This is a genomic window from Bacillus sp. CECT 9360 (assembly GCF_918741275.1).
Taxonomy (GTDB): Bacteria; Bacillota; Bacilli; order Bacillales; family DSM-1321; genus Peribacillus.
Window position 1 is genome coordinate 54511 of sequence record NZ_CAKKNA010000010.1, and the last position, 21566, is coordinate 76076.

At 35.0% G+C, this 21566-nt stretch carries 17 protein-coding genes and 1 riboswitch; all 17 genes read left to right on the top strand.

The features are described 5' to 3' along the window. Positions 1 to 225 precede the first annotated feature (225 nt). Positions 226 to 1443, top strand: a complete 1218-nt coding sequence (locus LQ216_RS13460) for a DegT/DnrJ/EryC1/StrS family aminotransferase (protein ID WP_230129996.1) — start codon at positions 226 to 228, stop codon at positions 1441 to 1443. Positions 1444 to 1457: 14 nt separating this feature from the next. Continuing rightward, the gene (locus LQ216_RS13465) at positions 1458 to 2063 is read left to right on the top strand and encodes a sugar transferase (RefSeq protein WP_230129997.1); all 606 of its coding nucleotides are present in this window, start codon (positions 1458 to 1460) and stop codon (positions 2061 to 2063) included. A 34-nt stretch (positions 2064 to 2097) separates the two neighbouring features. Then, complete coding sequence (locus tag LQ216_RS13470; protein ID WP_230129998.1) at positions 2098 to 2832, top strand: GNAT family N-acetyltransferase; 735 nt, start codon at positions 2098 to 2100, stop codon at positions 2830 to 2832. A 36-nt stretch (positions 2833 to 2868) separates the two neighbouring features. After that, positions 2869 to 3972 (top strand): glycosyltransferase family 4 protein, encoded by a 1104-nt coding sequence (locus LQ216_RS13475; RefSeq protein ID WP_230129999.1) that lies wholly within the window; start codon positions 2869 to 2871, stop codon positions 3970 to 3972. A 22-nt stretch (positions 3973 to 3994) separates the two neighbouring features. Beyond that, positions 3995 to 5119, top strand: a complete 1125-nt coding sequence (locus LQ216_RS13480) for a glycosyltransferase family 4 protein (RefSeq protein WP_230130000.1) — start codon at positions 3995 to 3997, stop codon at positions 5117 to 5119. A 61-nt stretch (positions 5120 to 5180) separates the two neighbouring features. Beyond that, positions 5181 to 6359 (top strand): hypothetical protein, encoded by a 1179-nt coding sequence (locus LQ216_RS13485; RefSeq protein WP_230130001.1) that lies wholly within the window; start codon positions 5181 to 5183, stop codon positions 6357 to 6359. Positions 6360 to 6584: 225 nt separating this feature from the next. After that, positions 6585 to 7835 (top strand): hypothetical protein, encoded by a 1251-nt coding sequence (locus tag LQ216_RS13490; RefSeq protein WP_230130002.1) that lies wholly within the window; start codon positions 6585 to 6587, stop codon positions 7833 to 7835. Positions 7836 to 8262: 427 nt separating this feature from the next. Next, entirely contained in the window at positions 8263 to 9546 is a 1284-nt protein-coding gene (locus LQ216_RS13495; protein ID WP_230130003.1) for an oligosaccharide flippase family protein, read from the top strand. Between the two features lie 20 nt (positions 9547 to 9566). Beyond that, complete coding sequence (locus LQ216_RS13500) at positions 9567 to 10787, top strand: nucleotide sugar dehydrogenase (protein ID WP_230130004.1); 1221 nt, start codon at positions 9567 to 9569, stop codon at positions 10785 to 10787. Positions 10788 to 10806: 19 nt separating this feature from the next. Further along, a complete protein-coding gene (gene wecB, locus LQ216_RS13505) occupies positions 10807 to 11901 on the top strand; it encodes a UDP-N-acetylglucosamine 2-epimerase (non-hydrolyzing) (protein ID WP_230130005.1) in 1095 nt (364 codons plus the stop codon). A gap of 1024 nt (positions 11902 to 12925) precedes the next feature. Then, positions 12926 to 13011, top strand: a riboswitch (cyclic di-GMP riboswitch). Between the two features lie 356 nt (positions 13012 to 13367). Next, on the top strand, positions 13368 to 13754 hold the full coding sequence (locus LQ216_RS13510) for a VOC family protein (protein WP_230130006.1): 387 nt from the start codon (positions 13368 to 13370) through the stop codon (positions 13752 to 13754). Between the two features lie 91 nt (positions 13755 to 13845). Next, on the top strand, positions 13846 to 14793 hold the full coding sequence (gene manA, locus LQ216_RS13515; protein ID WP_230130007.1) for a mannose-6-phosphate isomerase, class I: 948 nt from the start codon (positions 13846 to 13848) through the stop codon (positions 14791 to 14793). A gap of 125 nt (positions 14794 to 14918) precedes the next feature. Then, the gene (locus tag LQ216_RS13520) at positions 14919 to 17591 is read left to right on the top strand and encodes a sigma-54-dependent transcriptional regulator (protein WP_230130008.1); all 2673 of its coding nucleotides are present in this window, start codon (positions 14919 to 14921) and stop codon (positions 17589 to 17591) included. Positions 17592 to 17759: 168 nt separating this feature from the next. Next, positions 17760 to 18062 carry a PTS sugar transporter subunit IIB gene (locus LQ216_RS13525; RefSeq protein ID WP_230130009.1) on the top strand — a complete coding sequence of 101 codons (303 nt, stop codon included), beginning with the start codon at positions 17760 to 17762 and terminating at the stop codon, positions 18060 to 18062. A gap of 57 nt (positions 18063 to 18119) precedes the next feature. Next, complete coding sequence (celB, locus tag LQ216_RS13530; protein WP_230130010.1) at positions 18120 to 19466, top strand: PTS cellobiose transporter subunit IIC; 1347 nt, start codon at positions 18120 to 18122, stop codon at positions 19464 to 19466. Between the two features lie 227 nt (positions 19467 to 19693). Beyond that, positions 19694 to 20014 carry a PTS lactose/cellobiose transporter subunit IIA gene (locus tag LQ216_RS13535; protein WP_290369270.1) on the top strand — a complete coding sequence of 107 codons (321 nt, stop codon included), beginning with the start codon at positions 19694 to 19696 and terminating at the stop codon, positions 20012 to 20014. 51 nt (positions 20015 to 20065) lie between these two features. After that, positions 20066 to 21433: a glycoside hydrolase family 1 protein gene (locus LQ216_RS13540; RefSeq protein ID WP_230130011.1), complete on the top strand. Its 1368-nt coding sequence runs from the start codon at positions 20066 to 20068 to the stop codon at positions 21431 to 21433. Positions 21434 to 21566: the final 133 nt, after the last annotated feature.

Sequence of the window (21566 nt, forward strand, 5' to 3'; positions counted from 1 at the left end):
AGAAAAGTAAATAGATTAGCCCCTGACTGTTATTACTAATTTTATTATTTGGACAGGGGCTATTAGTCTATTCTTTTTAAATAGAAGAAATAGGATTTAGGACTTAGTGGGTTAGTAGTTGGTTGGAAAAGAAAAGTGAGATGAATGCCAATTTAGTACTAAGCGACTAAAGAAGCACTTTTAAATGCTAAACACCTAAACTTGAATAAAGCGAGGAAAATTATAATGATTGAAACTAAATTAAGAAATATACCTTTCTCTCCCCCGGATATTACAGATGCGGAGATTGAAGAAGTGATAAAAGCTATGAAGTCTGGCTGGATTACAACAGGACCGAGAACAAAAGAGTTTGAAAAAAGAATAGCTGAATATGTTGGGACCAATAAAGCTGTTTGCTTAAATTCTGCAACAGCGGCTATGGAGCTAACTCTTCGTATTCTAGGAATAGGCCCTGGTGATGAGGTCATTACTTCAGCATATACCTATACTGCATCTGCCTCAATTATAGATCATGTAGGGGCCAAAATTGTACTCGTTGATACGGCTCCTGATTCTTATGAGATGGATTATTCAAAACTTGCTGATGCGATTACTGAGAAGACAAAAGCGGTTATTCCTGTTGATATAGCAGGAAATATGTGTGATTACGATGCCATTTTCGAAATTGTAGAGAGTAAAAAAGAACTGTTTAAGTCTAACAATGAACTTCAACGGATATTTAATAGAGTAATTGTAATGACTGATGCAGCTCATGCTTTTGGCGCTGAAAGAAATGGAAAGAAATGTGGGCAAGTTGCAGATTTTACTTGTTTCTCTTTTCATGCAGTAAAGAATCTGACAACGGCTGAAGGTGGTGCAGTCGTTTGGCGTAGCGACTTTGGATTAGATGATGATTGGCTTTATAAGCAATTCATGTTATACAGCCTTCATGGTCAATCTAAAGATGCGCTGGCTAAAACACAAAAAGGTGCATGGGAATATGACATTGTCTATCCCGCTTACAAGTGCAATATGACTGACATTATGGCAGGGTTTGGTTTAATACAATTAAATAGATACGAAGGTCTTAAGAAAAGACGTAAAGAGATTATAGAGAAGTATGATAGAGCACTTATGCCAATGGGGATTCAAATCCTGAAACATTATGATGACGATTTTGCTTCTTCAGGTCACCTTTATTTAGCGAGGATACCTGATATTGGGGAAACAGAGAGAAATGAATTTATTGTTAAAATGGCTGAAGCTGGAGTTGCATGTAACGTCCATTATAAGCCACTACCTATGTTTACGGCTTATAAGAATTTAGGATTTGATATTAAGGATTATCCTAATGCTTTTGATGTGTATAAAAATGAAATTACACTTCCACTTCATACTTTGTTGAGTGATGATGATGTGGAATATGTGATCGAGAGTTTAAAAAAGGTAATGAATGAAGTCTAACGTGGGGTGACAGAATGTATAAAAATTCTTTTAAAAGAGTATTTGATTTTATACTTGCAATAATAGCCCTGCCATTTTGGTTTATTATTTTAGCAATTATTGGACCAATTATTTATTTTCAAGATAAAGGATCCATTTTTTATAATGCTCCAAGGCTAGGTAAGGATGGGGAAATATATAAAATGTATAAATTCCGTTCTATGAAATTGAATGCACCTGACATAAGAAATGAAGATGGTTCAACATTTAACTCAGAGGATGATCCAAGGTTAACAAAAATTGGGAAGTTTATCCGTAAAACAAGTCTTGATGAAACACCTCAGTTGTTAAATATCATTAAAGGCGACATGAGTATCATTGGTCCTAGACCCGATTTGCCGGAACATAGTGAACTTTACGAGGGTAATGAAGAAAGAAAATTAGAAATTAGACCGGGAGTTACTGGATATAATCAAGCATACTTTAGAAACACGGTGCCTTGGAAAGAAAGAATCCAAAATGATATATACTACATTGACCATGTTTCATTGTGGCTTGATATTAAAATATTTTTTAAAACTGCGATATCAGTGTTGAAGCGTGAAGATGTATTTGTAACTGATAACAAAAAAAACTCATAAAAAAATGGCATAGGTTTGTAGGGGGGAGTTTCGCATGAACGGAAGTAATATAGAACATTCGCTAACCTTTTACGACTTAAAGTGGGACACAGATTTTTTTGGTGTCAAGAGTGCCAAAGCAATCTTGCATAAGCCTCTTACAAAGAATGAATGGGATGAACTAAAAGCTAGATTTAATGAGTATCAGTTTATATCAATCGAGAATCGTAATTCAGAACCTATTAATGCTCAGTTTATTGGAAAGGACACTACGGCATTTTTGGCAGATGTGAATGTACAATTTAGCAAGAAATTAGAATCGACAGAGAAAGAAATCCCTAATAATATTACATTAAACCAAAAATTAAAGAGGGATGAACAAATAATCGACATAGCTAAGTTTGAGTATTCTAAATTCACTGAGGACCTGGAACTTGCTAAAAGAGGCGGAACGGAGCTTTATCAGCAGTGGCTTTCAAACTCTTTCGAAAGACCTGATAAACATTATGTTCTTTATAAAGATGAAAAGGGAAATATTATTGGCTTTCTCTTATATTCTTTTTCAAATCAAGGGTGTGTCATTGAGTTGATTGCTGTTTCAGAGAGCGCAAATAATAAAGGAATTGGTACAAGCTTAGTTAGAGCGCTTGAAAGTGAAGCATATAAAAAAAAATGTACTGAATTTAGAGTTGGTACCCAAATAAGGAATTTGGGTGCAATTAACTTTTATCATAAAGTAGGCTGTAAACTGGTTGGGTGCCATCAAGTATTTCATTTATGGAATTTGTAAACCTATGATTACAGTGGCATAAATCGGAGGAAAGAAATGAAAAAGATTTTAATCGTTTCAACGGTGAGTCGACAGTTTTATTTGTTTGAACAGGGGAATATTGAAGTTTTACAATCATTAGGATTTGAAGTTCATGCTGCAGCAAACTTTAGTGATGCGAGCGAAAGACTGGATTGCTTAAATATTATCAGGCATCACTTTGAGATTCAACGTTCGCCATTTTCAGCGAAAAACATTGACGCGTACAAGCAACTTAAAATACTCATGAAAGAAGAGAAATTCGATGCCATTCACTGTCATTCCCCAATGGGAGGCGTATTAGCTAGACTTGCAGCGATGTCATTAGGGATAACGCCTGTGATTTACACTGCTCATGGATTTCATTTCTATAAGGGAGCACCTTATATAAACTGGGCAGTGTATTATACGGTAGAGAAATTTCTAGCAAGGTATACGGACCATCTCATCACGATCAATAAAGAAGATTTTAATAAAGCCAAAGGGTTTAAAGCAGGGCAAGTTCATTACGTTCCAGGTATTGGTATTGATATAAAAAATTTTAGTGAAACGCAGGTCAGTCGTGAAGAGAAACGTGCTGAATTAGGGATATCAGAAGAAACATTCGTATTACTTTCCATTGGGGAGATGATTAAAAGGAAAAATCATGAGACTGTACTAAGGGCACTTGCGAAATTAGAGGATCATGAATATGTCTATTTGATCTGTGGTAGAGGGGAATTAGAAAGCCACTTAAAGGATTTAACTATCTCCCTTGGGATTCAAGAGAAAGTAAGATTTCTCGGTTTTAGGAATGACATTGAGGAAGTATGTATCGCTTCTGACGTGTTTGTGTTCCCATCTTATCAAGAGGGACTGCCTGTTTCAGTTATGGAGGCCATGTCTGCAGGTCTACCAGTCATTTGTTCTGATATTAGAGGGAATAACGATTTAATCGAGAATGGTGTCGGAGGTTACTTGTTAAATCCAGAAGATACAGATGGATTTGCAGCATCGATTCAAACGCTATTGGAAGACGCTCAAATGCGTGCAGATATGGGCATGAAGAATGTTGATGAAGTGAAGAAGTATGACATAAGGATTGTAAAAGAAAAAATGAGAGAGTTATACAGAGAGTTATAACAATAGAAAAGAGAGACTATGAATGAGAATCATATTTGTACGTTCTAATCCTGTAAATCCCGATTCTAGGGTTGAAAAAGAAGTTAATAGTCTTGTTAAAGCAGGATATACAGTGGAGATTCTAGCATGGGATCGAAGTTCAAAATACCGCATAAATGAATCTTATGTAAAACTAGAATCCGGTGATGTAAAAATCAGTCGTTTCGGTATCCCAGCTTCTTATGGTGGTGGGATACGGAAAAACTTATGGTCATTGATACAATTTCAAATGAGCTTGTTCAGCTGGTTAGTCAAAAACAAAAATCGGTATGACGTGATTCATGCCTGTGATTTTGATACAGCTTTTATAACTAAAAAAGTTGCGAAGCAGTTGAAGAAGAAGTTTGTCTATGACATTTTCGATTATTACGTAGATGCATTTGGCGTACCTAACAAACTTAAAAAGTATATTGTTTATCAAGACCACACCATTATTAATACAGCGGACGCTGTTATTATATGTACTGACAAAAGACGAGAGCAAATTAAAGGGACGAGTCCTAAACGATTAGCAGTCATACACAATACACCAGCGAATCAGGAAGCAGGTTTCCAAAAGCTTGATTTAAATCCTAACAAGACGAAGCTAGTTTATGTAGGGGTTCTTGGAAATGGAAGATTTATAAAGGAAATTGTAGAAATTGTAAAAAGGAATCCTCAATACGAATTTCACATTGGTGGCTTTGGGGAGTATGAAGAATATTTACAGGCAGTAGCAAAGGAATACAGCAATATTTATTTCTACGGAAAGCTGCCATATCACAACACATTAGAATTAGAAAATAGCTGTGATATTATGACGGCCATTTATGACCCGAACGTACCGAATCATTATTATGCAGCACCGAATAAGTTTTACGAAGGTTTAATGTTAGGTAAGCCATTAATTATGGCGAAAAATACAGGTATGGATGATGTTATCGCAAAACATCGTCTTGGTGAAGTGATTGAATACAACATGAAGAGTCTTGAAACAGCTATAGAGAAGTTAATCAAACGGAAATGTGAATGGAATATAATATCGAATGAGTTGAGGAACTTATACAAAGAGAAATATAGTTGGGATGAAATGGAAATAAGGTTAATAAATCTTTACAAAGATTTATAAGAAAGCTTTTTGGACCTTCTTTTGACTTAAACCTTTAACTTAAAGAGAGGAGACCTAATCGGTGAAAATTTTATATGTGGTTTCCAGACCTTTAGAGATTAATACTTCTGCTTCAATAAGAAACCGTGCGACAATCGAAGGATTATTAAGATTGGGACATGATGTAGATCTAATTACGACTGAGTTTGATAAAAACCATACGAACTATGATCAGAGTTTATCAAATAGTAACTTAAATGTATTGTACCTTAAACTCGGAGGCATTCAAGATTTTGCGAAATTAGGGAGAAAATTTAAAGCAATTCAACCATTAAAAAATATAGCTTACAAAGTAATGAAGTACTTTGAAATATATGACAATCTCAAAGGGATGGCAAACTATGCTTCAAAGAATCAAATAGATATATGGGATGGAAAGTATGATTTAATTATTTCCTCCTCAGATCCAAAGTCGTCACATCTTTTTGTTAGCAGAATGTTTGAAAGAGAATTAGTAAGTAATACGCCTTGGATTCAAATTTGGGGAGATCCATTTTTATCGGATATAACAAGAAAAGATAGTAAATTATTAAATTCAAAAATTGAAAAAGAAGAGAAAAAACTCCTTAAATATGCCAATAAGGTAATCTATGTTTCAAAATTAACACTAAATGAACAGAGAAAACTATACCCGGATTATGCAATGAAGATGGATTATGAACCAATCCCTTATGTAAATAAAGAGATATACCCGATTAGTAATAATAACGAGGGATCATTAACATTTTTATATTGTGGTGATTATTCAACAAAAATAAGAGATATAAAACCATTGTATGAGGCTATAAATAATTCTAAACACAAATTAATCATTTGTGGATTAAGCGATATTAAACTTGAGAATACAGATCGCATAAAAGTTTACCCAAGGGTATCTTTCGAAAAAACGAAAGAATTTGAAAAAGATTGTGATGTATTAGTTCACTTAAGTAATATTAAGGGCACACAAATTCCGGGTAAGATATATCAATATTCAGGGACTAACAAGTTAATTTTATTTATACTTGATGGACAAAAAGAGATATTATTAAAGACATTTACCAAATATAACCGATTTGTTTTTACGGATAACAATAATGATGAAATCTATGGAAAAATTGTTCAGATAGAGAATAAAGCGTTTGAAAAGACCAAATTTGTGGTTGAAGATTTTAGTCCAGAGAATATCGCAAATAAAATTATTAACTTAAATTACGAATGATTGTTAAAACTGGAGTGTAGTAAATGGCAAATTTGCTAGTTATTTTTTTTATACAGTTTATTACTAGTTATAGCTATATACAATTTGGTTACACATTATAAACGGAAGAAAATATTAAATGCATTCATATTTTCTCATGTTGCATTTATTATGTACCATATATTTATCCTAATTATTAATCACATTACTGACTATTTAAAGAGCTTCGTCTAAGGAGATTTTTTTGTGCTTATATTATTGTTACTCCTATTTCAATTAGTCCTATTAATACGTAAATGTCAACTAACAAAGAACATAAAAATTATACTATTCTTTGGTGTTATATGGAATATTGCTTGGTTAGCAGTTTTACAAATTGAGCTTTTAAACTCAGGGACTTCAACCTACGGTAGTGATGAGGGTGTTTACTATTCAACCGTATTAATGGCTTTACAAATGGACAATTGGTTTCAGTATTTAAGGGAAGATTTTAATTTTAGTTATGTTCTTTACGAATACTTCATACTAAAAACAAGTTTAACTAATTCAGTTGTATGGATCAGATTATCGAATGTACTTGTCTTAATAAACACTATACTGATGGTTTATATGTTGGGTAAGAAATACCTTAACACAAACGTTAAAACCCTGAATTTTGCAGTCGTGTTTTTGTTGTTTAATGGGATTATTACTTGGACTGCAATTAGGAATTTAAAGGATATACTATTTATTTTCCTTCTTCTACTCTTTGTTAATCTGTTAATGGATATCATTAAAGAGCGAAAGCACATACTTACAAAAGGAATTTCATTATTGTTGATAGGTTACCTAATTCAAGATATTCGTCAGTGGTTTATCTATCTTCTGGGAGTATTGTTAGTCACAGTATTATTAATATATCTAGTTAAGAAGAGAAGGTTCATTTCTGGAACGGTTTTATTAGGCGGAGTACTTGTGTATTTAGCAAATATGTTTAGCAGTGGATTAAATACTTTATTAATCTACACACAGACCTACCTAACCATACAACAAAACGATTTAGGTGGAGATTCAATTACTCAGGGACTTTCAACAAATATATGGTCATTACCTATATCAATGTTCAGGTTTATCCTCGGTCCGGGACCCATTAGAGGATTATTCGGTGGTGATGCATTTGTAACTACTACAAATACAGGTAATGTTCTTATTTTTATTGGAGGTCTAATGTGGTGGGCGGCAATACCAATCTTCTTGATGGCATTAGTTTCTCTAAAAAACATAAAAAACAACACGATTATTTTTGTAATTATGATATTTTATTGGATGACATACTCTTTCGCATACTCGGGATCTGGTGATACAAGATTAAGGGCAGTATTTTACATTCTCGCAGTGCTCTTTGCCATGACTTACTTTCAGCAGAAATTTACCAAGTTTAAATTATTTATATACTTTGGGTTATTAATTCCCATAGTTTTAATTGGGTTATATGTTTCGTACCAGAGTCTCATCTAAATGTAAAATTAGGAAAAATAATAAAATATGTTTATTAAAGAAAGACGGTTAGATTAGTATCAGGTGTTTTTGCAGAGTTACTAATTACTAATAGCCTTGGTGGTATCTTTACTGCTTTGGCTATGAGATCAATTAAGAGCATTTGGTAGTTTTAGTTCAATTTAGATCTCCACGATAAACCTAGATATTACTATTGTTAATAGTTGTTGGCTTGCAACGAATGCAGTAGTTCTACCTGATGTAAAAATGGGGGATTCTACCCTAGTAGTGCAGATGCTGGTGTAACTAAGAACTTTGAAGAAGGTGACTGAATCTGGTGTTCCTGCAAAAAAACTATAGAATTAGATCAGCGCTATCTAAAGCGAGTAATTAAAGGATGTAATTTGATCTATTTTTTTGATTATCGACTGAAGTAGAATAGAGGAAAATGATGATTAAAGAAAAAAAACGGATCTTGGATTCACAGTATTTTAAATATATTTATCAATTAACAATGGGTTCATTTCTTGCTCAAATGATTACTATTATTATCGCACCTATAATGACAAGATTATATACACCAGAACAGATAGGTATATACACGTTAATATTGACTTTAGTAGCAATGTTTGGACCTGTTTTGTGTGGGAAATATGATCACGCTATAGTAACCGCAGAAAATGAAAAAGAAGTAATGCAATTAATAGTTGGAAGTATGTTGTTTTCATTTTTATTTATAGTTTTAATTACCATAGGCTATAAGTTTTATCTAACAATAAATCCAAAAATAACAGAAGAGGTAGGAGGATCTGCCTATTTAATAATTGCTATTTTATTTCTTACCGTATTTGTTAATATTCTAACTGCTTATAACAATAGGCATAAAGAATATAAGACTATATCTTCTGTAATAGTCACTAGATCTCTAGCGCAAAATGTTGGAATAGTGATATTTGGATTACTCAAATTAGGATCAATAGGATTATTATTATCTCAATTATTAGGAATGCTAGTAGGTTTTAAACGGCAAGGGAAGCATTTATATCAAAATAGGATTCAACTAAAGAATATTCATTTACAGGGAATTAAAACATCTTTAATTAAATATAAAAATTTACCTATGTTTTCGATGCCAGCACATTTAATCAATACAGCTTCTTACTCAATTTTAAATTTTTTTATTATCGGACTGTTTGGACTTGGAATTTTTGGATACTATGCTATTTCCTACAGAATATTAGGGTTACCTTTAAATATAATTAGTATGAATGTTTCAAAGGTATTTTTCCAAAAAGCTTCAGAAGAAAATCAGTTGACAGGGAATTATAGTAAATCGTTAAAACAAATAAGCCTTTTCCTTTTATGTCTGTCTATACCTATGGTTATGATATTAATGATATTAGGACCATATATATTTGAGCTGGTTTTTGGAGAGGAATGGAATGTGGCCGGTTTTTTTGTACAAATACTTGCACCGATGTATGGAGTTAGGTTTATTGTGTCAGCACTAACTCCAGCATTGATTATATCAGGTAAACAAAAGGCAGAGTTTTATATGTCTAGTCTATTTATCGTTGGATCGGTTGTCTCTTACATTATTTGCAAAATAATGGGATTGGATATTTATACGTTCCTATCCTGTATAAGTATTACTTATTCAATAATTTATACAATCTTCTATTTATATATATTTAAATTAAGTAATGATAGTACAACTGAACTAAATTTTTAAGAGAAAAGGGTGTTAAACGAATGATTAATATTATTGGATTGGGTTATATAGGTTTACCTACTGCTTTAATTCTAGCGAAAAGCGGAAACAAAGTTGTGGGAACTGACTATAACACAGATTTAGTAGATTCATTAAACAATGGTGAGCTTACATTTGAGGAGAATGGACTTGAAGAACTGTTTTCAGAGGCAAGGTCTAATGGTATTACCTTTACAACAGAATATCAAAAATCCCATACTTATATTCTTGCAGTACCTACGCCATATATAAAAGAGAGCAAAAAGCTAGATCCGAAGTATGTCATTTCAGCAGTAAACAGCGTCCTAGACGTTTGTGAAAAAGGTGCTGTCATTATTATAGAGTCAACCATTTCACCAGGAACAATTGATAAATATATTAGACCAGAAATAGAAAAAAGAGAATATGTCATTGGAGATGACGTACATCTCTTACATGCCCCGGAAAGAATTATTCCTGGGAATATGATTTTTGAGTTAGTGAATAACTCAAGAACAATTGGAGCGGATGATCCTGAAATCGGTGAAAAGGTAAAAGGGTTATATGCGAGCTTCTGCAAGGCTGACATTTTCGTGACAGATATTAGATCAGCAGAGATGACTAAGGTTGTAGAAAACACGTACAGAGATATTAATATTGCATTTGCTAATGAGTTAGCCAAAATATGTCGTACTGATAATATGGATGTATATGAGATTATTAAAATTGCTAATATGCACCCACGCGTAAATATATTACAACCTGGTCCAGGGGTTGGAGGACATTGCATTTCAGTAGATCCATGGTTCTTAGTTGGGGACTATCCAGACCTAACAAATCTAATTTTGGCAGCTAGAAAAATAAATGATTCTATGCCTAGACATGTATTAGGCCGAATAAGAGATATAATGAGAGAGCATGGTATTAAAGATATATCAAAAGTTGGTCTATACGGATTAGCGTATAAAGAAAACGTTGACGATACAAGAGAAAGTCCCACACTCCAACTATTAGAAAGAATGGACGAGCACTTAGCATTTGGAGTTAAAGTATTTGATCCATTCGTAAAGCGTAGAATTGTAGACCATCAATTTATGAACTTTGAAGACTTTTTAAATGAGATAGAGATCATGGTAATTATGGTAGGACATGATCATATAAAAAACAACATGAATCTCATTAAGGACAAGTTTGTTCTTGATACCAAAAATGTCTGTGTGTTTGAAGATTCATATAAATTATAAAGTAAAGTTGGTTGATTTTATGAATAAAAAAGTAATGGTTGTCTTCGGGACTCGACCAGAGGCTATTAAAATGTGCCCCTTAGTTAAGGAACTAAAAACAAGAGATAAATTGGATACGGTAGTTTGTGTTACAGGTCAGCATAGAGAAATGTTAGATCAAGTCTTGGATGCTTTTAAAGTTATTCCTGATTATGATCTTTCAATCATGAAAGCAAAACAGACATTATTTGATGTGACTATAAATATTTTAGAAAAAATGAAAGTTGTGTTGGAGGAAATAAAACCGGATGTGGTTTTAGTACATGGTGATACTTCCACAACTTTTGTTACAACTTTAGCTTGCTTCTACTTACAGATACCAGTTGGTCATGTAGAGGCGGGACTAAGAACGTATAATATTTACTCTCCATACCCAGAAGAATTCAATCGTCAAGCTGTTGGCATTGTAGCGAAGTATAATTTTGCTCCTACTGAAATGTCAAAAGAAAACTTGATTAAAGAGGGTAAAGTCCCATCTACTATATATGTGACTGGCAATACTGCCATTGATGCACTCAAAACAACTGTTAGGGATGATTATTCTCATGAGCAACTTGATTGGGCAGCAGATAGCAGACTTATTATGATAACTGCTCATAGAAGAGAAAATCTTGGCGAACCGATGAGAAATATGTTTAAAGCCATCAAAAAAATTGTGGATGAGTATCCAGATATTAAGGCGATATATCCTATTCATATGAACCCAGTAGTTAGACAAGTAGCTAATGAGATTTTAGGGGACTGTGACAGGATAAGAATTATTGAGCCTTTAGAAGTCTTGGACTTTCATAATTTTCTTTCAAGATCATATTTAATACTGACTGATAGTGGTGGTATCCAAGAAGAAGCTCCAAGCCTCGGAAAGCCGGTATTGGTTATGCGTGATACTACAGAGCGGCCTGAAGGCATATCAGCAGGAACACTAAAATTAGTTGGTACAGATGAAGAAACTATATATAAGACTTTCAAACTATTACTAGAAGATAAAGTTGAGTATGAAAAAATGAGTCATGCAAGCAATCCATACGGCGATGGTTTTGCCAGTAAGAGGATAGCGGATGTGTTGGAGGGTTAGTTCTTAAAATGCATAAATTTCTTTTCGGACAGCCGTTATCCACTGCATGGATTATTCTTTTACCTTTCATACTAACCAGCCCCAGTGTCTAACGAGCTGAGTACAGGAATAATAGTGATTATAGTTAAAAAAGTAGAAGCAGTTGCTCTAATACGGAGTTTAATATAAATAGCTTCAAACGCTTCCAGGTCAAGAATTTATTATCACATCACTATAAAGGAATTGGGTCCATATTGGATAAGGGTGATGACATACAGTCATCGCCCCAACAGTTTGACGGATAAACTTATTTTTAGTGTGTAAGTTAACTTACGGATGCTTTAATGTTTGAAAGTTCAATCAGAGTAAATGTCAGGACGGCGATAGCGTGCCTGGACACTAGTAGAGAAATCTTAAGGTTAGAGCTTGGTGCCAACATAAATTCACATGATGTGCTGCTAATCATTTACCCCGATCCCCTTAGGAATGTATACGACTGAAGTATGTACCGTTTGGCCACTGCGTCGTAAGTAGGTTATTTAAATTTTTGGGCTTACTATAGGAACTAAGCCTCTTGGGTCTTCTCCTTGTATAACAATACTCCCCGCTAACATAAAAAGAAGAATTATTATCTTCTTTTCTACTATCCCACAGGAGTTATAGTTACATAAAATTTTTTAAAACCCTTCTGGATATCTCCTTGTTTGATTCGACAAAATAATCAAAATATGATTACTCTTAGTATTGAATTTTCCTTTTTAACCTTTTTAATCTCATAAATACGGTAATGATAAAAGCATAATATCTGAAAAAAATGTGAACTTCCCCTAAATATATAAGTTATAAAACCGATACAAATTAAGAATCGAGTTTTATTTACTGGTTTAGATTAATAATACAAAGGTTATAAAGATTTAGAAAGAATAATAATGAATGTTTACATTTTTTCCGACAAATGGTAACATTTTTATACATAGTTCTTTATACCCTTATTTACCAGCTTATTCAAGGCTGTAATTGAACAAATATTATAAAGCACATAAATCGTACGAAATGGCAAAGTTATCGAAAGATAATGGCGCAAAGCTAAAGGGGCTAAAGCAATATTTGCAAAGCCAGCCAGCTATCGAATACGATTTCTCCTACGATTTATGTGAGTATCAAGGGAGGACATGCTTTGAACAAAACCTACTATAAATTACGATTTTTATGGCATTATGCAAAGCAGAGGCATAATGAAGTTCTGATTGAGGATTGTTTATCGGAACCTTTAATCGCAAAAATGCGATTAAAAGCCTCATATCATAAAAACGAAGCAATGAAATATAATACAAAACTGGTTTTCTAAAAAGCGGCAAATTGTCTTAGACAAGACATTTTGCCGCTTTTTTTTCTTTTTAAGGGGCAACATTTGATACAATAGGAATGAATTTGGAATTATCTTTTAACTTCAAATGGATGATAAAAGTGTAAAGGGATGAATAACTTTGAAACTTAACAGGATTCATCATATTGCCATTATTAGCTCGGATTATCAAAAATCAAAAAACTTTTATGTCAACATCCTTGGGTTAACTCCGATCCAAGAAGTATATAGGGAAGACAGACAGTCTTATAAGCTTGATCTGGAAGTAAATGGCCAATACCAAATTGAACTCTTCTCTTTCCCTGATCCGCCTGAACGGGCAAGCTATCCAGAAGCGGCAGGGCTGCGCCATCTTTCATTTGAAGTGGATAATATAGAAGAAAGTGTCCGTGAATTGGAGCTGCATAGTCTAAGAGTTGAGCCAATTCGAATCGACCCTTATTCGAAAAAGAAATTTACCTTTTTTACTGATCCGGATGGGCTGCCGATTGAACTATATGAATTATAGGTTTTAACCTTAAATAATAAACTATAATTAGGCTACATACTTAAGTCATAGCTAAGCGTGTACACGCTAAATAAATATAGGGAGGCTTTTTATGTGTCAGCCATTATTTTTGGAACCAATTTATCAAGAACGAATATGGGGCGGAACTGCTTTAAGGGATCAATTCGGTTATCAAATTCCTTCCGAACAAACTGGCGAATGCTGGGCGATTTCCGGACATCCGAATGGGCAGAGTGTAGTCAAAAACGGTCCACATTCCGGTAAAACAATCGGGGAGCTTTGGAAAACAAATCGTGCACTTTTTGGAAACTACCCTTCTGAAGTATTTCCGCTTTTGACAAAAATACTTGATGCAGATGCAGATCTATCTGTCCAGGTACATCCGGATGATAAATATGCCAAGCTTCATGAGAATGGAGAACTTGGAAAAACGGAATGCTGGTACATCATTGATTGTAAGGATAACGCAGAGCTTGTGTATGGGCATACGGCTAGCGCAAAAGAAGAATTCATTCGCCAAGTGGAAGCAGGAAAATGGAATGAACTTCTCCAAAGAGTAAAGATCAAACCAGGTGATTTCTTTTATGTCCCCAGCGGTACGGTTCACGCTATATGTGAAGGAACGCTTGTATTGGAAACCCAGCAAAGCTCAGACACGACTTACAGGGTTTATGATTATGACCGGACAGATCAGGGCGGGAATAAACGGGAGTTACATTTGGAGAAAGCGATTGAAGTGACCACAGTCCCCCATACTGATGCCAAAACAGAATTTGACGTCCAAGAGAAATCGGGTGTGAAGATTACCACTTTTGTGGAAGCGGAATATTTTTCGGTTTATAAATGGGATGTTAACGGAGAAGCCGATTTTAACCAAGACAAGCCGTTCCTGCTTTTCAGTATCCTGAACGGTGAAGGACTATTGAAAGTTGGAGAGGAAAGTTACCCAATACGAAAGGGCGATCACTTTATTATGCCTGCAAACAGCGGAGACTTCGCGATGGAAGGCAAGTTGGAGATTATTGTTTCGCATCCATGATTCACGTACAGAAAAAACGCCTTCAAATTCATGTTTAAGCATGCATTACTACACTTTCTACCATTCTTTTTTTCTTTAGAAAAGTACGTCTATTATAATGATAAAGTGTGAAAAGAGGTGTTTCTATGAAACGCATTGATATTATTTATGAAGAGTTGATTAAGTTGAACAATGAACAGGGACTCAGTGCAACGGAATTAGCGGATTGTTTAAGTTTTGACCGGGCAAACGTGAGCAGTGACTTAAATAAATTATGGAAAGATGGAAAGGTCCATAAATCGGAAGGCAGGCCAGTTCTTTTCACTGCAATATCCTACGCAACAAAAAGTGCAAAGTCGACACTAGATCAACTTATGCAAGAAAATTCTAGTCTAACTGCGGCCATTGAACAGGGAAAGGCAGCTATCATATATCCCCCTATAGGAATGCATTGCTTAATTCTTGGGGAAACGGGTGTTGGCAAGTCCATGTTTGCTGGATTGATTCATAAATATGCGATAGAAAGCAAAAAGAAGAAAGAGGAAGCTCCTTTTATCACTTTTAACTGTGCAGATTATGCTAATAACCCACAGTTGCTGCTTGGTCAATTATTTGGGGTGAAAAAAGGTGCATATACAGGAGCATTGGAACAAAAAGGCTTAATCGAAAAGGCAGACGGGGGTATTCTGTTCCTTGATGAAGTTCACCGTTTACCTGCGGAAGGTCAAGAAATGTTGTTCACTTTTATCGATAAAGGGACTCTTCGTAGATTGGGTGAGACGGATGCTGAACGTACTGCAAAGGTTTTGCTGCTCGCTGCAACTACTGAGGAACCAGACTCATCTTTATTGAAAACGTTTACAAGAAGAATACCTATGGTAATTAAACTTCCACCACTACGAGAGAGAACAATGGAGGAAAGGCATCATTTAATTTGCAACTTTTTCAAGGAAGAAGCACTCCGGATTGGAAAGGAAATATATGTTTCTGCCAATTCAGTCCAGGCGTTTTTGTATTACCATTGTCATAACAATATTGGCCAATTAAAGTCCGATATTCAACTGGCATGTGCCAAAGCATACGCCGATTTAATGACTAACAAAAAAGAAAAGGTCAAAATTAACAGCTCTGACTTACCCGGATACGTTAAAGAAGGACTCTTAACAGAAAATAAAAATAAACAATTCATTGATGTTCAATATGATTATTTTATATTTGATCCGATAAAGGAAGATCTTATTTATGAATTCGAACAGCATACAGATCGTCAAAATATATACGAAAATATTGAGAGGAAATTTTTAGAGTTAAAAGAGCGTGGTTTAAATAATGATGAATTAGAACAGCTTATGAACATTGATATCGATAAGTATTTTTCGCAATATATTGAGGGCGTTAATCAACGAATCAATAAAGAGGATCTTGCGAAGGTAATTGATCCGATTGTTATTGATTTGGCAGAAAAAATCGTTCAATATGTCGATGATCAGCTGGGAAAAGCATTAAACAAGAAACTAATACCCGGTCTTGCGCTCCATATCCAAACTTCTATCAGTAGGATTGAAAATGGGAAAAAGATCATAAATCCCCAATTAAATAAAGTAAGAAAGGCATATAACAAAGAGTTTAACCTTGCATTAGATTGTATAAAAATGATTGAGGAATGCATGGGAATAGACTTGCCGATAGATGAAGCAGCTTTTTTAACGATGTTTTTTGTATTAGATAATGACATGATAGATAAAGAGGAAGAACGAGTAGAAGTTTTAGTGGTCACACATGGAAGCGGTGGGGCTACGTCTATGGCTGATGTAACGAACCAACTTTTGGGTTCAAATCATGCTAAAGCCATTGACATGCCCATTCATCTTGGTCCACAGGAAATTTTTCAGAAGGTGAAGACGTTCGCAAAGAACAGGGTTTCTCAGAAAGGTCTCCTTTTGCTTGTAGATATGGGTTCACTTGTTAAGTTTGGTAACATGCTTGAAAAGGAAATTGGTATACCAGTACGTGTTGTCTCTATGGTCAGTACACTACACGTGATTGAGGCAACCAGAAAGGCGATAATAGGTTACTCGCTTGAAGATTTATTTCAGGATGTTAAAAATCTGACTCCATTTTATACAGAAGAAGTGGAAAATAGCAACATACAGCCTCAAAAATGGGCAATTGTCACAGCTTGCCTTACTGGTGAGGGAAGTGCAGTAGTTATGAAAAAAATGCTTGAGAATTATTTGAATTTTAATGAGCAAGCTTTGGAAATTACCCCTGTCGTGTTCGCAGACGAAAAACAAATGGTGCGTATTCTTACTGATATTAAAAAGAACTCAAAAATCCTGGCTATAGTCAGTAACTTTCCTATTAGAGAGAACGTTCCTCAATTTAATGTGGAAGAAGTCCTCAACTTAAAAGCGGTTAAAATGATGCAGGATATAATCGACATTGAAGAAACATTCCTTAAAATGGGAGAAACCTTACAGCATCATCTTAATCATATTGATGGAAAAAAACTTATCACTGAAATCAGGAGATCCTTAGATCAAATACAGAGAAAAGTGAGTTTTACTATCAATGTTCATGATTTAACAGGAGTAGTCCTTCACACTAGTTGTATGATAGACCGTTTGGTGGCAGGAGATTACTCCGTGAAATTTAAGGAGAAAGAAAAAGTTATTTCTGAAAATAATTTTTTATATCAATCCGTTAAAGAAGCATTGTCTGATTTAGAAAGTAAATACAAGATAGTAATACCGGATGACGAATTATGTTTTATGATGAACTTTTTTGATATCTCTCAACACAATCAAACGACCTATTAAAACACTATGACGGAAATAGTGTTTTTTTTAATATTTTACAACACAGAAATAACACACTAGAGAGGAATCGACACACTATCGTTAAAAAGGTATGAAAACGCTTTGATATAAATGTTGGCACGGTACTTGCATAATAATTTATTGAAACTATTAAAAGGGGGAAAATAGATGAATATTTTGTTGGTTTGTTCAGCAGGAATGTCCACTAGCTTACTTGTTCAAAAGATGGAAAAGTCTGCTTCAGAAAAAGATATAGACGTAAGGATATGGGCAGTGTCCGTTGATGAAGCACGAACGAACCTAGAGGAAGCTGATGTCCTGTTATTAGGTCCGCAGGTTCGTTATAAGCTTTCTCAATTTAAAGTATTGGCTGAGGAAAAAGGTATCCCAATTGATGTTATCAACCCTCTTGATTACGGGGTTCTTAATGGGGAAAAAGTGCTAGAATTTGCGATGAGTCTTAAAAAGTAGATTGGGTAGTTTCTTAGTTTTCCTTTACAGGAAAGAACCTTTTAGGGGGGAAGAAATATGAATCGTTTAACAAGATTTTTAGAAGAAAAGTTTATGCCTGTTGCTGCCAGAGTAGGTGAGCAAAGACACCTTCAAGCTATTAGAGATGGTATTGTTATGACTATACCTCTAGTTATCATTGGTTCTTTATTTTTAATCCTTGCTTATCTGCCAATTCCAGGTTACGAGTTCTTCATGGAGGGATTATTCGGAGGTAATTGGCAAACTAATCTTCTTTATCCTGTCGGTGCCACATTTGATTTACTAGCTATATTTGTAGCTTTTGGAATTGCCTATAGACTTGCAGAGCGGTACAAGATTGATCCGCTTTCAACTTCGGCTATATCCATTGCAGGCTTTCTCCTTGTAACACCATATAAAATTTCTTTTACACCCGAAGGAATGGATCAGGTCTTTGATGTTGCAGGTATCCCTCTTGCACTTACGGGTAGCAAGGGAATGTTTGTTGCTATTATCGTTGCAATCGTCTCTACGGAAATTTATCGGTTATTTGTCAAGAAAAATATTGTTATCAAAATGCCTGATGGTGTTCCGCCGGCAGTGGCAAAATCTTTTGCTTCACTAATTCCTGGCTTTGCCGTCGTGTTAACACTCTGGTTAATCCGATTGCTTCTTCAAGTAACACCTTTTGGAGATATGCATAATATTGTTGGAGAAATTCTTGGTAAACCCCTTTCATTGCTTGGCGGCTCTCTCATAGGCGCAATAATTGCCGTTATTATTGCACAAATGCTTTGGGTATCAGGCATTCATGGTCAAGCACTAGTGTGGGGAATTATGTCTCCGGTTTGGTTATCTCTTGTAGATGAAAATAGGCTGGCCTATTCAGCGGGCAATGAGATTCCAAACGTTGTTAATACTCAATTTATGGATATCTTTTACTCGGTTGGTGGTTCAGGTACAACGTTAGGGTTGGCGCTTTTACTGTTCTTTAGATCCCAAAGCAAGCAGATGAAACAGCTTGGTAAACTTGCAATAGGTCCTGGCTTATTTAATATAAACGAACCAATTATTTTTGGAATGCCGATGATTATGAACCCAATCATGATGATTCCATTTATTCTTGTACCGGTTGTTGTAGTTACCGTTTCATATTTTGCAATGGACTTAGGCATTGTCGCAAAAACAGCCGGAATCATGGTTCCGTGGACAACACCAGCTCCAATTGGTGGTTTCCTTGCTACCGGTGGCAAGATCTCCGGGGCAGCATTGCAGTTATTCAACGTTATTTTATCAGCTGCCCTCTACTATCCTTTCTTTAAGATTTGGGATAACCAAAAGCGAAAAGAAGAAGGAAATTTAGATGTAGTCAATGAGAGTACCGGGAAAAGTAAAACGGCATAATTAATAGTTGTCAGGCTGTTGTTTCCGACAGCCTGATTGCAAATTAAGGAGTGTAGATTAATGAAAAGTCTCTGTATACTTCCGGACAAGTGAACATGAGCTCCTAAATTACTCATGTATACCCATTAGAAGAAATACGCTAAGCTTTACGAATGTAATCTAACCCGGATGCGGTCAAAGTGATCATCAAAACTTGAGACATTCGGAATACAGCAGGGGGTGAAAACGTGATTTCTGAAGAGCAGATTTTTAAATTAATCCTTCATAGTGGAAACGGCAGAAGTTTTGCAATGGAAGCTATTAGTCTTGCTAAAGTAAATGATTTTGAAGGGGCGCGTAACAATCTAAAACTAGCTGGAGACGAACTAACCTCGGCACATCATATACAAACTGAGTTGATACAGGGTGAAGTGCGAGGTGAAAAAGTCGAAATATCACTTTTAATGGTTCACGCACAAGACCATTTGATGAATGCCATGAGTATAAAAGATCTTTCCGAAGAATTTATCGACATGTATGAAAAAATAGGGAAAGTGTTAAGTAAATAATATAACGCTATTAGGTTTACAAACTATAATGTTTCAGGAGGAGAAAACGCTATGGAAAACAAAAAATTAAATGTTATTCCTGATGGTTTTTTATGGGGAGGTGCTGTAACATCATTTCAAACTGAAGGGGCGTGGAATGAGGGAGGAAAAGGCCCTTCTATCGTAGATGCACGCCCAGTGCCGGAAGGTTTTTCAGATTGGACCGTAGCAATTGATTTTTACCATCGTTATAAAGAGGATATCGCTTTGTTTAAAGAGTTGGGATTAAATACTTACCGTACAAGTATTTCCTGGTCAAGAATTTTTCCAGATGGTGAAGGTGCCGCCAACGAAGAAGGACTAAAGTTCTATGATGATCTATTCGATGAATTATTAGCTAACGGTATTCAACCAGTCATTACTCTCTATCATTTCGATGTACCATTAGCATTAGCTGAAAAATATAATGGTTTCGCTTCTAGAAAAGTGGTGGATTTATTCGATAAATATGTAAGAACAGTATTCGAACGATATGGGAAAAAGGTAAAATATTGGCTTACGTTTAATGAGCAAAACTTAGTTTTAACCCATACTGAATTGTGGGGAGTAACCTTACCAGAAATAGATCAAGAGGCTTTGAGATATCAAGTGTGTCATAATGCCTTTATTGCTCATGCTAAAGCTGTTAAGGCGCTTCATGAGTTAGTGCCGGACGGGAAAATGGCGGGTATGGTGACCTATATTACTACATATCCAGCGACTTGCAAACCCGAGGATGTCCTGGCAAATATGAAAGCAAAAGAATTATTGAACGATCTCTATTTTGATGTGTTTTCACATGGTGAATATCCGACATACGTTACTAGCCAGCTACAAAAGAAAGGGATTATGCCAGTTTTTGAAGAAGGTGATGCTGAGTTATTAAAAGAACATACAGTAGACTATTTGAGCATAAGTTACTATCAAAGCCAAACTGTAAAGCATGAACCTGAAGATGGACAATCTATTATTTCGGGGCTAACCCCAAACCAATATTTAGAAGCTAACGAATGGGGATGGACCATCGATCCAATCGGTTTGAGAGTTGCATTAAAAGATATATATGCACGTTATGAAAAGCCTATTTTCATAACGGAAAATGGAATTGGCGTAAGGGAAGAATTAAATGAAAACAATACAGTTGATGATGATTATCGTATTGACTACTTAAAACAACACATTGAACAAATGAAGTTGGCCATGGAAGAAGGAGTGGAAATTTTCGGTTATCTGACATGGGGATCAACAGATATTTTAAGCTCACAAGGTGAAATGAAAAAACGATATGGTTTTGTTTTTGTCAACCGTGACGAAACAGATTTAAAAGATTTGAAACGATATAAGAAGAAGAGTTTTGCATGGTTCCAGAAAGTCATTTCTTCGAATGGTGAAGAATTATAAAAGAGTGTCTGCTTGAATATTAATTTTATCGATGTATGCCCATAAAAGTAAAAACTTTTAATAACCCAAAATAATTAGGGGCTGTCTCTAAAGGTCGTTGAGTAACGATTTTTACGAGCTGCCTCTTTTTTAG

Excerpts from the sequence above, each read along its gene's own strand:
- LQ216_RS13460 (WP_230129996.1), top strand. The coding sequence starts at position 226 with ATGATTGAAACTAAATTAAGAAATATACCTTTCTCTCCCCCGGATATT.
- LQ216_RS13465 (WP_230129997.1), top strand. The coding sequence starts at position 1,458 with ATGTATAAAAATTCTTTTAAAAGAGTATTTGATTTTATACTTGCAATA.
- LQ216_RS13470 (WP_230129998.1), top strand. The coding sequence starts at position 2,098 with ATGAACGGAAGTAATATAGAACATTCGCTAACCTTTTACGACTTAAAG.
- LQ216_RS13475 (WP_230129999.1), top strand. The coding sequence starts at position 2,869 with ATGAAAAAGATTTTAATCGTTTCAACGGTGAGTCGACAGTTTTATTTG.
- LQ216_RS13480 (WP_230130000.1), top strand. The coding sequence starts at position 3,995 with ATGAGAATCATATTTGTACGTTCTAATCCTGTAAATCCCGATTCTAGG.
- LQ216_RS13495 (WP_230130003.1), top strand. The coding sequence starts at position 8,263 with ATGATGATTAAAGAAAAAAAACGGATCTTGGATTCACAGTATTTTAAA.
- LQ216_RS13500 (WP_230130004.1), top strand. The coding sequence starts at position 9,567 with ATGATTAATATTATTGGATTGGGTTATATAGGTTTACCTACTGCTTTA.
- wecB (WP_230130005.1), top strand. The coding sequence starts at position 10,807 with ATGAATAAAAAAGTAATGGTTGTCTTCGGGACTCGACCAGAGGCTATT.
- manA (WP_230130007.1), top strand. The coding sequence starts at position 13,846 with ATGTGTCAGCCATTATTTTTGGAACCAATTTATCAAGAACGAATATGG.
- LQ216_RS13520 (WP_230130008.1), top strand. The coding sequence starts at position 14,919 with ATGAAACGCATTGATATTATTTATGAAGAGTTGATTAAGTTGAACAAT.
- LQ216_RS13525 (WP_230130009.1), top strand. The coding sequence starts at position 17,760 with ATGAATATTTTGTTGGTTTGTTCAGCAGGAATGTCCACTAGCTTACTT.
- celB (WP_230130010.1), top strand. The coding sequence starts at position 18,120 with ATGAATCGTTTAACAAGATTTTTAGAAGAAAAGTTTATGCCTGTTGCT.
- LQ216_RS13540 (WP_230130011.1), top strand. The coding sequence starts at position 20,066 with ATGGAAAACAAAAAATTAAATGTTATTCCTGATGGTTTTTTATGGGGA.